Origin of the sequence: Halomonas sp. BL6 (genome assembly GCF_006228115.1) — a bacterium.
GTDB classification, from domain to species: domain Bacteria; phylum Pseudomonadota; class Gammaproteobacteria; order Pseudomonadales; family Halomonadaceae; genus Vreelandella; species Vreelandella piezotolerans.
Genome location: NZ_VDGL01000001.1, coordinates 694,589 through 708,275, shown reverse-complemented (window position 1 = coordinate 708,275; position 13,687 = coordinate 694,589). Strand labels below are relative to the sequence as shown.

14 protein-coding genes and 3 tRNA genes are annotated in these 13,687 nt (G+C 57.8%); 9 read left to right on the top strand and 8 right to left on the bottom strand.

What is annotated here, in order from left to right:
* Positions 1 to 37 precede the first annotated feature (37 nt).
* The 5 genes from pgsA (at position 38) to nadB (ending at position 2,759) form a co-directional block, all read left to right on the top strand.
* Positions 38 to 586: a CDP-diacylglycerol--glycerol-3-phosphate 3-phosphatidyltransferase gene (gene pgsA / locus FHJ80_RS03350; RefSeq protein WP_139525610.1), complete on the top strand. Its 549-nt coding sequence runs from the start codon at positions 38 to 40 to the stop codon at positions 584 to 586.
* Between the two features lie 98 nt (positions 587 to 684).
* Positions 685 to 759: transfer RNA gene (locus FHJ80_RS03345), tRNA-Gly, on the top strand.
* A 31-nt stretch (positions 760 to 790) separates the two neighbouring features.
* Positions 791 to 864: transfer RNA gene (locus FHJ80_RS03340), tRNA-Cys, on the top strand.
* Positions 865 to 903: 39 nt separating this feature from the next.
* Positions 904 to 990, top strand: a tRNA-Leu gene (locus FHJ80_RS03335).
* A 182-nt stretch (positions 991 to 1,172) separates the two neighbouring features.
* Positions 1,173 to 2,759, top strand: a complete 1,587-nt coding sequence (nadB, locus tag FHJ80_RS03330; protein WP_139525609.1) for an L-aspartate oxidase — start codon at positions 1,173 to 1,175, stop codon at positions 2,757 to 2,759.
* Between the two features lie 4 nt (positions 2,760 to 2,763).
* On the opposite strand, the gene FHJ80_RS03325 is transcribed toward nadB, so the two are convergent.
* Both FHJ80_RS03325 and FHJ80_RS03320 read right to left on the bottom strand, forming a co-directional pair.
* A complete protein-coding gene (locus tag FHJ80_RS03325; protein WP_231125524.1) occupies positions 2,764 to 3,162 on the bottom strand; it encodes a hypothetical protein in 399 nt (132 codons plus the stop codon).
* Positions 3,122 to 3,415, bottom strand: coding sequence for a succinate dehydrogenase assembly factor 2 (locus FHJ80_RS03320; protein ID WP_139525608.1), 294 nt, complete (start codon positions 3,413 to 3,415; stop codon positions 3,122 to 3,124). Before FHJ80_RS03320 ends, FHJ80_RS03325 begins: the two co-directional genes overlap by 41 nt.
* Before the next feature lie 218 nt (positions 3,416 to 3,633).
* On the opposite strand from FHJ80_RS03320, the gene FHJ80_RS03315 reads away from it, so the two are divergent.
* From FHJ80_RS03315 to lapB, 3 genes are all read left to right on the top strand, one after another.
* Complete coding sequence (locus tag FHJ80_RS03315; protein ID WP_139525607.1) at positions 3,634 to 3,930, top strand: integration host factor subunit beta; 297 nt, start codon at positions 3,634 to 3,636, stop codon at positions 3,928 to 3,930.
* Between the two features lie 95 nt (positions 3,931 to 4,025).
* Positions 4,026 to 4,331, top strand: a complete 306-nt coding sequence (locus tag FHJ80_RS03310) for a lipopolysaccharide assembly protein LapA domain-containing protein (RefSeq protein ID WP_139525606.1) — start codon at positions 4,026 to 4,028, stop codon at positions 4,329 to 4,331.
* Positions 4,332 to 5,525 carry a lipopolysaccharide assembly protein LapB gene (lapB, locus tag FHJ80_RS03305; RefSeq protein ID WP_139525605.1) on the top strand — a complete coding sequence of 398 codons (1,194 nt, stop codon included), beginning with the start codon at positions 4,332 to 4,334 and terminating at the stop codon, positions 5,523 to 5,525. It begins immediately after the preceding gene.
* Here the strand turns inward: lapB and pyrF are convergent, their stop codons facing one another.
* A complete protein-coding gene (gene pyrF, locus FHJ80_RS03300; protein ID WP_139525604.1) occupies positions 5,526 to 6,227 on the bottom strand; it encodes an orotidine-5'-phosphate decarboxylase in 702 nt (233 codons plus the stop codon).
* A gap of 274 nt (positions 6,228 to 6,501) precedes the next feature.
* Between pyrF and FHJ80_RS03295 the strand changes: the two genes are divergently transcribed.
* Positions 6,502 to 6,786 (top strand): ComEA family DNA-binding protein, encoded by a 285-nt coding sequence (locus tag FHJ80_RS03295; protein ID WP_139525603.1) that lies wholly within the window; start codon positions 6,502 to 6,504, stop codon positions 6,784 to 6,786.
* Positions 6,787 to 6,852: 66 nt separating this feature from the next.
* Here FHJ80_RS03295 and prpF read toward each other — a convergent pair whose 3' ends face one another.
* The 5 genes from prpF to FHJ80_RS03270 all read right to left on the bottom strand — a co-directional run bounded on the left by prpF (position 6,853) and on the right by FHJ80_RS03270 (position 13,662).
* A complete protein-coding gene (gene prpF / locus FHJ80_RS03290; RefSeq protein ID WP_139525602.1) occupies positions 6,853 to 8,031 on the bottom strand; it encodes a 2-methylaconitate cis-trans isomerase PrpF in 1,179 nt (392 codons plus the stop codon).
* A 79-nt stretch (positions 8,032 to 8,110) separates the two neighbouring features.
* Positions 8,111 to 10,750, bottom strand: coding sequence for a Fe/S-dependent 2-methylisocitrate dehydratase AcnD (acnD, locus tag FHJ80_RS03285; RefSeq protein WP_139525601.1), 2,640 nt, complete (start codon positions 10,748 to 10,750; stop codon positions 8,111 to 8,113).
* Positions 10,751 to 10,781: 31 nt separating this feature from the next.
* Positions 10,782 to 11,909 carry a 2-methylcitrate synthase gene (prpC, locus tag FHJ80_RS03280; RefSeq protein WP_139525600.1) on the bottom strand — a complete coding sequence of 376 codons (1,128 nt, stop codon included), beginning with the start codon at positions 11,907 to 11,909 and terminating at the stop codon, positions 10,782 to 10,784.
* A gap of 55 nt (positions 11,910 to 11,964) precedes the next feature.
* Positions 11,965 to 12,864 (bottom strand): methylisocitrate lyase, encoded by a 900-nt coding sequence (gene prpB / locus FHJ80_RS03275; protein ID WP_139525599.1) that lies wholly within the window; start codon positions 12,862 to 12,864, stop codon positions 11,965 to 11,967.
* A 12-nt stretch (positions 12,865 to 12,876) separates the two neighbouring features.
* Positions 12,877 to 13,662, bottom strand: coding sequence for a GntR family transcriptional regulator (locus FHJ80_RS03270; RefSeq protein WP_139525598.1), 786 nt, complete (start codon positions 13,660 to 13,662; stop codon positions 12,877 to 12,879).
* Positions 13,663 to 13,687 lie beyond the last annotated feature (25 nt).

Below are 13,687 nucleotides of genomic sequence, written 5' to 3'. Positions count from 1 at the left end.
GACTTTCATGATTCTCCGGCAAGGATCGCGCCCTGCGATGAATATACCCAACATACTCACACTGGCAAGAATCGTTTTCATTCCGCTACTGGTCGTACTGTTCTATCTACCCTTTAGCTGGAGCATGCCAGTCGCTGCGGGCTTGTTTGCCCTTGCTTCCGTGACGGATTGGTTAGACGGCTACCTCGCCCGTCGCTGGAATCAATCCACTCCCTTTGGCGCTTTCCTAGACCCTGTTGCAGATAAGCTCATGGTCGCCGTGGCACTCGCCCTGCTGATCGAACGCTTCGACACGCTGGTCTTGACGCTCCCAGCTTTGGTCATCATTGGGCGTGAAATCGTCATTTCGGCGCTTCGAGAGTGGATGGCAGAGATGGGCAAACGCGGCATGGTCGCTGTGTCCTGGATTGGCAAACTCAAAACCACGCTGCAAATGATGGCCATTCTGGTACTTCTGGCCTTCCCCCCAGGACATTTTATTGCCCTTTTAGGAGTGGTGGTGCTTTACATCGCCGCCGCCCTGACACTGCTCTCCATGGTCCAATACCTCAAAGCTGCTTGGCCTCACCTTAGCCGCTCCATGTAAAGGGCATTGCCTCAGTTTTACAATAGCTCTTTGAACCCATTGGTAAATTGATTGTTTGACAAGCGCGTGGCGATGCGTATAATTCGCCCTCGAGTCGAGCGGGAATAGCTCAGTGGTAGAGCATCGCCTTGCCAAGGCGAGGGTCGGGAGTTCGAATCTCCTTTCCCGCTCCAATTTGGTTGACCCCAATGAAATGACTTGCTTGGCTGGATGGCAGAGTGGTTATGCAGCGGACTGCAACTCCGTGTACGCCGGTTCGATTCCGACTCCAGCCTCCATTTTCAGTGTAACGATGGCTTTCATAGCATCGATACACTGCCCGGATGGCGAAATTGGTAGACGCAAGAGACTTAAAATCTCTCGGAGGTAACTCCGTGCCGGTTCAAGTCCGGCTCCGGGCACCATTGATAAACCATTAATTTAGATTGAAAGTAACGCTGCGAGATAGAGGCTATCTACGCGGCTTTTTTTGTATCTGCCCCTCCCCTCCAACTCCCTGTTTTTTTGACCAAACACATCGCCTAGTCCGAAACGTCACGCTATCATGCCCTCCTGACTATTGTCGTAAAGAGAGGAAGCGGGCCAAATGAGCACGCCAGCATCTGACATATTGATTATTGGCGGCGGTGTCGCTGGTCTAACCTTGGCGTTGGAAGTTGCTGATCATTTGTCCGTTACCCTGGTTCGTCCTAAACAGGATGATCAAGGGGCCAGTCGCTGGGCTCAAGGCGGCATCGCAGCGGTGCTTTCCCCAGATGATTGCCTGGATGATCATGTACGGGACACGCTGATTGCAGGCGACGGTCTGTGCGACGAAGAAGCCGTTCGCTTTACCGTATCTCACGGACCTGAGGCCATTCAGTGGCTCATCGACAGGGGCGTGCCTTTCACCCTCGACCCCGACCCTCAGGCTCGCTACCCCTACCACCTCACCCGAGAAGGCGGGCACAATGCGCGGCGCATCATTCACGCCGACGATGCAACAGGCCGCGCCGTCGTCGATACCCTGGTCAGCAGCGTCACCGCGCACCCACGCATTACCCAACGCAGCGATCTCACCATCGTCAACCTGTTGCAAGATGCCAAGGGCCGTTGCATTGGCGCCCAGGGCGTCGACAGTAGCCAGCGGCGACAATTGCTTTTCGCCCAACACACGGTACTGGCGACCGGCGGAGCGAGTGGGCTCTATCGCCACACCACCACCCCTTCGCCCAGCAGCGGCGAAGGGATGATAATGGCAGCCGAGCTGGGCGCCTCGCTCTGCAACCTCGAGTTTCAGCAGTTTCACCCCACCTGCCTTTACGACCCGCACGGCCCGGCTTTCCTCATTAGCGAAGCAGTACGAGGTGAAGGGGGACATTTGCTCGACGAGACGGGCCACCGTTTCATGCCCGACCTGGACCCGCGCGCCGAACTTGCCCCGCGAGACGTGGTGGCGCGCGCCATCGACGCGCACATTCAGCAAGGCACACTGGGGCACGTTTGGCTAGACATTCGTCACCTCGGGCAGGCAGCCATACGCCATCACTTCCCCACGATTTTGACGCATTGCGCCTCACGGGGAATCGACATTACGCGCCAGCCGATCCCCGTTGTTCCCGCCGCCCACTATAGCTGCGGCGGTGTCGCAACGGATCACGTGGGCGCCACACAGGTCGCCAACCTCTACGCGATCGGAGAAACCGCCTACACCGGCCTTCACGGAGCCAACCGTATGGCCAGTAACTCACTCCTAGAGTGCTTGGTGTATGCTAGAAGCTGTGCGCAGCACATCCTTGCGTCCCCTAAGCACGCACGCGAGACGGTCACGCAAGAAACCGTAAGCCCCCCTCCCTTAACCCCAGACGCCCCTTTTGACGCTAAGCAGCTCGACCGGTATCGCCACACGATGCGTAGCATCATGAGCCAACATGTTTCCATCGTTCGGAGCGATCAAGGCCTAGAAGCTGCCCGCAGAGCGTTAGCCGCTCTGAGCGATGAATGGGAGTCGAACGAATCCGCCAAGGCACATCCAGAGAGCATTCGCTTCCAGCAGGCCCTGGCATTGGCCAAAATGACGGTGATGGCCGCCGCAAAGCGCCACGAATCACGGGGGTTGCACTACTCGAAGGATTGGCCGCGCCCCGCACTGGATACTCAGCCATCGTGGATAAAGCTAGATGACCTGGTCTAAAGGATCAGCGGCCCGGCCGATGAAAGCAGCGACGCAATGCGCGCTGACTGGCATTCGGCAATGAGTCGGGCCACACCCACATTCGCCGGGCACCGATACGCAGACCGACCAGCCAAGGCCCAAGGTAGTCACAGCTTACACCTAATCTCACGCCCGGCTCACCCGTGCTCTGCAGCCAGTAACCTTCCCACTGACTGCCGTTTTGCACCAGATGAAGCTCACCACACCGTTGTGTACGATAAGCCCTAACGATCAGCCACACGCTGATCACGAGCATACCTGACGACACCCAGACGCTTAATGCCCGAGCGGTGAGTAGTGCCAAACCCAGCACCAAAGCAACTTGAACACCAACGGCTAATTTAGAGCGTACGATAGGCAGCGTTATCGGTGGTTTCAGCATGCTCGACGATCATCTGGACGAGATGGCGAAGCTCAGGGTCTTCGGGCCATTCTCGATGCATCAACCACACGAACAGATCTTGATCCTCTTCTTCGATCAAGCGCTGGTAGGTGCGCTGTTCCTGTTCGCTTAGCGCGTCGAATCGCTGCTCCAAAAAGGGAATCAACAGCAGATCCAGCTCCCACATACCGCGTCGGGAGTGCCAGTAAAGCCGCTTTCGTAGAACGGCAGCAGGGGAAGTGTCGTCGCTCAACGGTCGCTTCTCCGAGTCAGTGAAATGAAAGGCCAGTATACCGAAGCTGCAGGGTCGCGCCAGCGCCGAGCATCGCCTATGCTGTTAATCAGCTTTGTACTTACCTAGTACCTTGTTTTATCTGAATTGTTTTATGCGTTTATGCGCAGTATGCTGATTTCGATGTTATCGAGGTCGCATGTGCGTCACGGCCTTTAAAGTTCGCAGGGAGCCAACCGATGACCAAATCTGAATTAATCGAACAAATTGCGATGCGTCAACCGGAGCTATCCGCCAAAGAAGTCGAGACGGCGGTGCGTATTATCTTGGACGATATGACCGATGCGCTTGCCAACGGAGGGCGAGTGGAGATACGTGGTTTTGGCAGTTTCTCGCTTCACTATCGCGAGCCGCGCACAGGGCGCAATCCTAAAACCGGTGACCCGGTGGACCTGGATGGCAAGTACGTCCCGCATTTCAAACCGGGCAAGGAGTTGCGCGAGCAAGTCGACGCCAGTCGTGCGCTCGGCTACTGACCGCGAAAGTAGCGGTATCCGACCTTCTGCGGGATGACGCCGTGCCGAGACTCAGACACAATAGCACCATGAATGTCACTGACTAGGAAACTCTCATGCGTTGGATCAAAGGGCTGATTCTGGCCGTCATTTTATTGGTAGTGCTGCTGGTCGGCATTTTGTTCGCCGTCAATAATCAGCAGGCCATCCCCTTGAACCTGATCTGGGCCGAACTGCCTCCGGTCTCGCTATCGGTGTGGTTGCTGGCCACGTTGGCGGTTGGCGTCATCGTCGGCATGCTGGCCATGCTCGGTGTGTACGTCCGCCTAAAAGCGCAGCTCGCCCGTAGCGAGCGCCACAACAAACAGCAGCGTAAAGAGCTAGACCGTTTACGTACGCAGGGGTTTAAGGAACTTGCCTAAATGCAGGATGCGGTGCTGCTAGGCGTTCTCTTGGCAGCCATAGCCATTGGCTTTGGCCTGGGTTTTCGCTACGCCCACCGCCGCGCCCAGCGACCCTCCCGCGCTCCGGGCCTCTCCAGAGAATACTTCGTCGGGCTGAACTACTTATTGAACGAGCAGCCTGACGAAGCCATCAAAACGTTCATCCATGCACTAGATGTCAACAGCGAAACCGTTGAGACACACATTGCCTTGGGGAAGCTGTTTCGCTCGCGGGGTGAAGCGGACAAAGCCGTCGGCATCCACCAAAACCTGCTCGCCCGCCCCGCCCTCTCTACCACGACCAATGAAATCGTTCAGCTCGAACTCGCACGGGATTTCATCGCCCTGGGCGTGCATGATAGAGCGCAGCGTTTGCTGCGGGCACTGCTGGAGCACTCCAGCCAAGAGGACCTGCGCCTGGAGGCTAAACGACTATTGATCGACCTGCTCGAGCGTGAAAAAGAGTGGCAGGATGCCTTAGAAATCGTTCAACCGCTCATGAAACAGCAGCCTGCCATGCGCCGACCTGCCTCTCACTGGCTATGCGAGCTTGCTCAGCAAGAGATCGACCAATCCAGCCGTGCTTTGGCACGTAAACATCTCAAAAAAGCGCTACAGCTAGACGAGCGTTGTGTACGTGCGACGCTGATGCTTGCCGATCTGGACATGGACAATGGCCAATACGCCAAAGCCATCGAACGTCTCAGCCATATTCCCCAACAGGATATCGCTCACATCCCGACCATGTTACCAGCCTTGCAACGCGCCTATGCACGCCACGACGACCTAGCTGGATTGGAAACCCACCTCTACCAACTATTAGGCGAAGCCCCCTACACTAGCGTCATCGTGGCACTAGGCGCACTGGTACATCAACGAGATGGCGTCGACAGCGCTATCGAGCGCACCGGCGAATGGCTAGCAGAAGCCCCTAGCTTGGGGGGACTGGATTATCTGGTAGACCTTTACTTGGAAAGCGAGCGCCTCATGGGTAAAGAGACGCCCGATACACGCTTGATGCTGCTCAAACATCACACCAAGGCCCTGATGGGCGGGAGGCCCCGCCAACGCTGTCGCCGCTGCGGCTTTAGCAGCGACAGTTTGGCATGGCAGTGCCCAAGCTGTCGCCGCTGGGGAACGATCAAACCGATTACCGGCGTAGAGGGCGAGTGATCACACGCCCGAAAGCTCGGCCTCGATGGCTGCCAACGCTGCCATGGGATCCTCGGCCTGGGTCACCGGACGACCAATCACCAAATGCGTACTGCCCGCGCGCATCGCATCAGCGGGTGTCATGATGCGCTGTTGATCGTTCGCTGCAGCAAAGCTTGGCCGTATGCCTGGGGTGACTTTCAAAAACGCCTCGCCACACTTCGCACGAATTTGGGCCGCCTCCTGGGCCGAACAGACGACGCCGTTCAAACCACTTTGCTGCGTCAAAGCCGCCAAGTGCATGACATGCTCAGCAGGGCTTGCCGTTAAGCCCACCTCCGCCAAATCCTCTTTGCCCATACTGGTTAACACTGTGACGGCGATCAAGTGAGTCGCGAGTCGATGATCGGATAACCGTTTGGCGGCTGTTTCCATCATTTTACGCCCGCCCGATGCGTGTACGTTCACCATCCAAACCCCCTGTTCCGCTGCCGCCTGAACGGCACTGGCCACCGTGTTGGGAATATCATGGAATTTAAGATCCAGAAATACCTGGAAGCCACGGCCGTGAAGCGCTTCCAGCACCGCAGGGCCACTGCGCGTAAAGAGTTCTTTACCGACTTTGACACGACAGCGAGCCGGGTCGAGCTGGTCGGCCATGCAGAGCGCCGCATCGAGCGAGGGGTAATCGAGGGCAATAATCAGTGGGGAATCGGTGGACACGCGCTTACTCCGTGTTCGTGAACGCTGTTGAAAAATCACGTCTTGGACGCAGGGGCAAGCGCCTAGTGTACCAGCCTCGCCATATAAGCTGTGTAAGCGATTCGCCATTACCCTGTAGCGAAAGACTTACAAAAGTTATCGTTGATCGCTTACAGCACTTACGTTTTGAAAAGTTTAAGTTCATTAAGGCGGCGACCATGAAGGTGACCGCGACTACTCGCCATCACGTTGAGCACGTGGCTGGCACCTAAGCACCAAATAAGGGACATGAACCATGCACACAGCCGTCAAACGCTTTGTCGTTGCACTTCTCATCAGTCTGAGCCTAGGACTTTCCAGTGCAGCATTTGCCCAAACCGTGGCTCCCATCAACGTCAACAGCGCCGATGAAGAACTGTTAGCTGAATTACCAGGCATCGGCCCAAGCCGCGCCGCCGCCATCATCGAAGAGCGCGAAACCAACGGCGCCTTTACGAATGCCGATGACCTCACTCGGGTGAGCGGCATTGGCCCTGCCACGGTAGACCGTATGCGCGACCAGGTCACGTTCGAAGAGTAACGTGAGCCATCACCGCGCTCTGCCGCCGCTTGACGATAGCCAGCGGCGGCAGACTACCTCTACCGATCAGAACGTATCGCTGGGGATACGGACCTCACCCTCCATCAATACCCTGGCACTGCGGCTCATCAACGCCTGATCGATTTGCCAACGGCCATCAACCAAGCTGGCTTTTGCTCCCACTCGAAGGGTACCTGACGGATGCCCAAACGTGACCGCCTCGCGCTCGATGCCTCCTGCGGCCAGGTTCACTAACGTGCCTTGAATGGCCGCGGCTGCGCCAATCGCCACCGCCGCTGTGCCCATCATGGCATGGTGCAGTTTACCCATCGATAGGGCTCGTACGACCAGGTCGACATCCTCCACACGAACGGCTTTACCGCTTGACGCGGTATAGCTCGAGGCCGGCGCGACAAAGGCGACTTTCGGGGTGTGCTGGCGGCTAGCCGCCTCCTCCACACGCTGAATGAGCCCCATTTTAACCGCCGCGTGGGCACGAATCGTCTCGAACATCGCCAGCGCCTTGGCGTCCCCGTTGATCGCGTCTTGCAGTTCGCATCCGGTGTAACCCAACGCCTCGGCATTGACGAACACCGTCGGGATACCGGCATTGATCAGCGTCGCCTTCAGGACACCAAGGCCCGGCACCTCTAGGTCATCGACCACGCTGCCGGTGGGGAAAATCGCTCCCTCTCCGTCGGCAGGATCCATGAACGCGACGGGAATTTCCGCCGCAGGAAAGGTGACGCCATCCAGCTCGAAATCACCGGTCTCTTGCACCTCACCCTCCGCCATGGGTACTTGGGCAACGATGGTTTTCTGAATATTGACCTGCCAAATACGCACTTCCGCGATGCCGTTTCGAGGCACCTTGGCGGGATCGACCAAGCCGTTGGCGATAGAGTAAGGCCCTACCGCCGCGGATAGATTTCCGCAGTTACCGCTCCAGTCCACGAAGGGTTTATCGATCGAGACTTGGCCGAATAGGTAATCCACATCGTGATCGGGCGAGTCACTCTTCGAGAGAATCACCGTTTTGCTGGTGCTGGACGTAGCTCCTCCCATGCCATCAATCTGTTTTTCATAAGGATCGGGGCTACCGATCACGCGCAGTAGCAGCTTATCGCGCGCTTCACCCGGCACCTGAGCGGCGGTGGGCAGGTCACTCAAAGTGAAAAACACCCCTTTACTGGTGCCGCCCCGCATATAGGTGGCGGGAATACGCATTTGTGCTTGATGAGCCATGACGCACCTCTTAAACAATAGCCTGGCTACGGCCAGGCTATTCGCTATTCATCACCCCCTTACCATCGCGCTGAGACGACTAGGCAACGGAGGATTCCAAAAAGTCCTGAGCAAAACGCTGCAGCACGCCACCGGCAGAATAGATGGTCACTTCTTCGGCCGTATCCAATCGGCAAACCACTGGCACGCGCTCGGTGCTGCCACTCGTACGGTGAATGACTAGGGTGAGCATGGCGCGCGGTTCGGGCGTGCCTTCCACATCGAAGACTTCCGTGCCGTCCAACTCTAGGGTTTTCCGCGTGGTCCCTTCCTCGAACTGCAGCGGCATAACACCCATACCGATCAAGTTCGTGCGGTGAATACGCTCAAAGCCCTCGGCGACGATGGCCTCTACCCCCGCAAGGGCAACGCCTTTTGCCGCCCAGTCACGGGATGAGCCCTGCCCGTAATCCGCCCCGGCAATGATGATGAGCGGCTGCTTACGTGCCATATAGGTTTCGATGGCTTCCCACATGCGAGTCACCTTGCCTTCCGGCTCGATCCGCGCCAGCGACCCCTGCAGCACCTTACCCTGCTCATCGTGGACCATTTCGTTGAACAGTTTTGGATTCGCCAGGGTGGCCCGCTGGGCGGTCAGGTGGTCGCCACGGTGGGTGGCGTAGGAGTTGAAGTCCTCCTCCGGCAGGCCCATCTTGTGCAGATACTCCCCCGCCGCACTATCGAGCATGATGGCATTGGAGGGAGACAGGTGATCGGTGGTGATGTTGTCCGGCAAAATCGCTAGCGGACGCATGCCCTTTAGTCCACGCTCTTTTGCCATGTTGCCTTCCCAATAGGGCGGGCGGCGGATGTAAGTGCTTTGGGGCCGCCATTCGTACAGCGGGCTTACCTTGGTACGCGCGCTCTTGTCCAGGTCGAACATCGGGATATAGGTTTGGCGGAATTGCTCGGGCTTCACCGCCGACTTTACGATGGCGTCGATTTCGCTATCGTCGGGCCAGATGTCTTTGAGCGTGACCGGATTCCCCTGAGGATCGTACCCCAACACGTCTTTTTCGATATCGAAGCGGATCGTGCCCGCAATGGCATACGCCACCACCAGCGGCGGCGAGGCCAAGAACGCCTGTTTGGCGTAGGGGTGGATACGTCCATCGAAGTTACGGTTACCGGACAGCACCGCCGTGGCGTACAAGTCGCGGTCGATGATCTCCTGCTGAATGCTGGGCTCCAGCGCCCCCGACATGCCGTTACACGTCGTACAGGCATAGGCCACGACGCCAAAGCCGAGGTTTTCCAGCTCGTCCATCAAGTGCGCCTCTTCCAGGTACATCTTGACGGTTTTCGAGCCGGGCGCCAGGGACGATTTCACCCACGGCTTGCGCGTCAGCCCCAATCGGTTGGCATTGCGGGCAATCAACCCTGCCGCGACCATATTGCGCGGATTGGAAGTGTTGGTGCAGCTGGTGATGGCGGCAATGATGACGGCGCCATCAGGCATTTTCCCGGCCTGTTCATCGGCTCGGGCTTTATCCAAATCGATGGCAATGCCGCGCTTGGCGAGCTCCGAGGTCGGCAAATGGGCGTGGGGGTTCGAGGGGCCCGCCAACGTGCGTGCCACGCGGGAGAGATCGAAGCGGAGTACCCGCTCGTACTCGGCCGTCGTCAAACTATCGGCCCATAGGCCGGTCTGCTTGGCGTACGCTTCGACCAGCGCCACCTGTTCGTCTTCCCGCCCGGTGAGCTTGAGGTACTCGATGGTTTGATCATCGATGTAGAACATCGCCGCCGTGGCACCGTACTCCGGTGTCATATTGGAGATGGTGGCACGGTCGCCCACGGTCAGCGCATCGGCCCCTTCGCCATAAAACTCCAGATAAGCGCCCACCACCCGCTCTTTACGCAGAAACTCGGTAATCGCCAGCACCATGTCGGTGCCGGTGACGCCCGGCTGTAGCTTACCGGTGAGCTCGACACCGACGATATCCGGTAGGCGCATCATGGAGGCGCGCCCCAGCATGACGCTTTCGGCTTCTAAGCCACCCACACCCACGGAGATCACGCCTAACGCGTCGACCATGGGCGTATGGCTATCGGTGCCCACGCAGGTATCGGGATAAGCAATACGCAACCCTTGTTCATCTGGGCGGCACTGCACCACCGGCGACATCTTCTCCAGATTGATCTGGTGCATGATACCGTTGCCGGGAGGAATCACGTCGACGTTCTCGAACGCCAGCTTGGTCCAGTTGATGAAATGGAAGCGATCATCGTTGCGACGATCTTCCACTTGACGGTTTTTCTCGAAGGCATCCTTCTCGAACCCCGCGTGCTCCACCGCCAAGGAGTGATCGACGATGAGCTGGGTAGGCACCACGGGATTCACTTTGGCGGGGTCGCCACCTTTTTCGGCAATGGCGTCACGCAGCCCCGCCAGATCCACCAGCGCCGTCTGGCCGAGAATGTCGTGGCACACCACCCGCGCCGGATACCAGGGAAAGTCCAGCTCCTGCTTGCGCTCGATGAGCTGTTTTAGCGCATCGCTAAGCAGCTCAGGGTCGCAGCGACGCACCAACTGTTCGGCCAATACCCGTGAGGTATAGGGCAGCGTGGCATAGGCGCCGGGCTGTGTGTCCTCGACCGCCTGACGTGCATCGAAGAACTCTACCGGCTCGCCCTCTACCAGAACGCCCGGTAGCGGCTTGCGATAATTCGTGTTCATAACGCCTCTCACTTAGTCACCACGCGACCGATCAATCACGCGCTTCGATGGGTACCCATTCGCTCTTCTCAGGGCCGATATAGTCTGCGCTGGGGCGAATAATGCGGTTATTGGCGCGCTGCTCGAATACGTGCGCAGCCCAGCCGGTCACCCGCGACATGACGAAAATGGGCGTGAACAGCTTGGTGGGAATATCCATGAAGTGGTAGGCGCTGGCATGGAAGAAATCCGCGTTACAGAACAGCTTCTTCTCCCGCCACATCACCTCTTCACAGCGGACGGAGACCGGATAGAGCACGCTGTCGCCAACGTCGTCGGCCAGCTTCTTCGACCACTCTTTGATGATGGCATTACGCGGGTCCGACTCCCGATAGATCGCATGGCCAAAGCCCATGATCTTCTCTTTACGCTCCAACATACCCAGCATTTCCCGCTCGGCTTCTTCGGGAGACGTCCATTGCTCGATCATCGCCATGGCCGCTTCGTTGGCTCCGCCGTGCAACGGGCCGCGCAGCGAACCGATCGCACCGGTCACGCAGGAATGCATGTCGGACAGCGTCGACGCGCACACTCGGGCAGTGAAGGTAGAGGCGTTGAACTCGTGCTCGGCATACAGAATCAGCGAGACGTTCATCACCCGGGCATGCAGTTCGGAGGCGGGCTCGCCGCGTAGCATATGCAGAAAATGGCCGCCTACCGAGGCATCATCGGTGTCGGTGTCGATACGCACGCCATCATGACTGAAGCGGTACCAGTAGCAAATGATCGAGGGCAGTACGGCCAACAGGCGATCCGCGACATCCTGCTGCTCGTCGAAGCTCTCCTCGGTTTCCAGGTTGCCCAGCATGGAGGCACCCGTGCGCATCACGTCCATCGGGTGGGCGTCTTTGGGAATCTGCTCCAGCACGGTTTTCAGCGCATCGGGGAGACTACGAAGGCCTTTCAGTTTGGCAATGTAGTGATCGAGTTCGGCTTGGTTGGGCAGCTTGCCTTTCAACAACAGGTAAGCGACCTCCTCGAACTTGGCTTTTTCAGCCAGTTCTTTGATATCGAAGCCGCGGTAGGTTAGGCCTGATCCGGTTTTACCCACCGTACACAGGGCCGTCGTCCCCGCACTTTGTCCTCGTAACCCTGCACCTGCTAACGGTTTATCGCTCATGTGATGTCTCCTGACGTACGTATTTATAAGAATTGTTGGTCAATAGGGGTAACGTTTAGGCGTCTTTTTGCTCGGCAAACAGCGCGTCGAGCTTCTGCTCGAAATCGTGATAATTCAAAAAGTCATACAGCTCATTGCGGGTTTGCATGGTGTCGATGACCTCACGCTGATGGCCATGCGTCATGATGCTCTGGTACACCTTCAAGGCAGCGGCGTTCATGGCGCGGAAAGCCGAGAGCGGGTAGAGCACCATGCGGCAGCCCACATCGCCCAGCTCCTGCTGACTAAACAGCGGCGTCGCGCCGAATTCGGTAATGTTGGCCAGAATGGGGGCGTTCACTCGCTGGCAGAATGCCTTGTAGTCGTCCAGCGTATGCACTGCCTCGGCAAAAATAGCGTCTGCACCTGCTTCTACGCAGGCATTTGCCCGCTCGATTGCGGCGTCCAGGCCCTCTTTTTGGAATGCGTCGGTGCGAGCAATGAGATAAAAATCAGAGTCCAACTTGGCATCCGCAGCGGCTTTGATGCGGTCGACCATCTCTTGCTGCGACACGATGGCTTTGTTGGGGCGATGGCCACAGCGTTTTTGCGCTACCTGATCTTCCAGGTGAACGGCGGCCACGCCCGCACGCTGCATCTCTTTGACCGTGCGGGCAATGTTGAACGCACCGCCCCAGCCGGTATCGATATCCACTAACAGTGGTAAGTCCGTCGCGCCGCAAATCCGGTGAGCGTCTTCCACCACATCGTTCATGGTCGTCATGCCCAAATCTGGCAAACCAAACGAGGCGTTCGCCACGCCGCCACCGGACAGATAAATAGCGTGATGCCCCACCCGTTCGGCCATCATGGCCGTATAGGCGTTGATGGTACCTAGAATGGGTAGCGGCTGGTTGGCATTCAGCGCGGCACGAAAGCGTGCTCCAGGGGTTGACGAGGGTGATGATGACGGCATGGGCGTAAGCTCCTAATCAGACGTTGTTGTGGCTTGTTGTTCGTTCTTTGTAGACGCCGGTACGCTTGCTGCAGGCGATTGCTCAAGAATCGCGGCGTAGCGGTCGGCGACATTGGCGCGGGAGGCGCTGACATGACGGCGCATTAGCAGTTCGGCCAGCTCGGCATCGCCCGCCTCAATGGCGTCGACGATACGATGGTGCTCGACGAATGCCCGCTGAGGCCGTGTGCCGCTGGCACTAAACTGCGTGCGATAAAGACGCACGAGGTAATAAAGGTCGTCGCACAGCAAGTTCATGAGCATTTTGTTGTGACTGCCCTGAACGATGCGATAGTGGAAATCCAGGTCGCCTTCACGCTGGTAGTAAGCTTCACCACGCTTCAGGTCACCCTGCCTTTCATGGAGCGCCAACACGTCGCGCAGTCCTTGAATCTCCTCGGCCGACATGTGCTCCGCCGCCAACCGAGCCGCCATGCTCTCCAGAGCTTCACGCACGTCGAAAAGCTCCAGCAGCTCTTTCATGGAGAGTTTGACCACCCGTGCGCCCACATGGGGCACTCGCTCGATCAAGCGGTGCGCCTCCAAACGACGCATGGCTTCTCGCAGCGGCCCACGTGAGATACCGTAAGTTTTAGAGAGCCCAGGCTCGGTAATTTTGCTGCCCGGTGCCAATTCGCCACGTACGATATCGCTCTGTAACTGATGAAACACGCGCTCCGCGAGCGTACGCACCTCTGGCGACACCGGTTCAGCAGAGCCGTCATGGGAGGTCGAGGAAGTAGTTGCAAGTAACGTCATGGGGAATTGTCGACAATTAGAGAAT

Excerpts from the sequence above, each read along its gene's own strand:
- pgsA (WP_139525610.1), top strand. The coding sequence starts at position 38 with ATGAATATACCCAACATACTCACACTGGCAAGAATCGTTTTCATTCCG.
- nadB (WP_139525609.1), top strand. The coding sequence starts at position 1,173 with ATGAGCACGCCAGCATCTGACATATTGATTATTGGCGGCGGTGTCGCT.
- FHJ80_RS03325 (WP_231125524.1), bottom strand. The coding sequence starts at position 3,162 with ATGCTGAAACCACCGATAACGCTGCCTATCGTACGCTCTAAATTAGCC.
- FHJ80_RS03315 (WP_139525607.1), top strand. The coding sequence starts at position 3,634 with ATGACCAAATCTGAATTAATCGAACAAATTGCGATGCGTCAACCGGAG.
- FHJ80_RS03310 (WP_139525606.1), top strand. The coding sequence starts at position 4,026 with ATGCGTTGGATCAAAGGGCTGATTCTGGCCGTCATTTTATTGGTAGTG.
- lapB (WP_139525605.1), top strand. The coding sequence starts at position 4,332 with ATGCAGGATGCGGTGCTGCTAGGCGTTCTCTTGGCAGCCATAGCCATT.
- FHJ80_RS03295 (WP_139525603.1), top strand. The coding sequence starts at position 6,502 with ATGCACACAGCCGTCAAACGCTTTGTCGTTGCACTTCTCATCAGTCTG.
- prpF (WP_139525602.1), bottom strand. The coding sequence starts at position 8,031 with ATGGCTCATCAAGCACAAATGCGTATTCCCGCCACCTATATGCGGGGC.
- acnD (WP_139525601.1), bottom strand. The coding sequence starts at position 10,750 with ATGAACACGAATTATCGCAAGCCGCTACCGGGCGTTCTGGTAGAGGGC.
- prpC (WP_139525600.1), bottom strand. The coding sequence starts at position 11,909 with ATGAGCGATAAACCGTTAGCAGGTGCAGGGTTACGAGGACAAAGTGCG.
- prpB (WP_139525599.1), bottom strand. The coding sequence starts at position 12,864 with ATGCCGTCATCATCACCCTCGTCAACCCCTGGAGCACGCTTTCGTGCC.
- FHJ80_RS03270 (WP_139525598.1), bottom strand. The coding sequence starts at position 13,662 with ATGACGTTACTTGCAACTACTTCCTCGACCTCCCATGACGGCTCTGCT.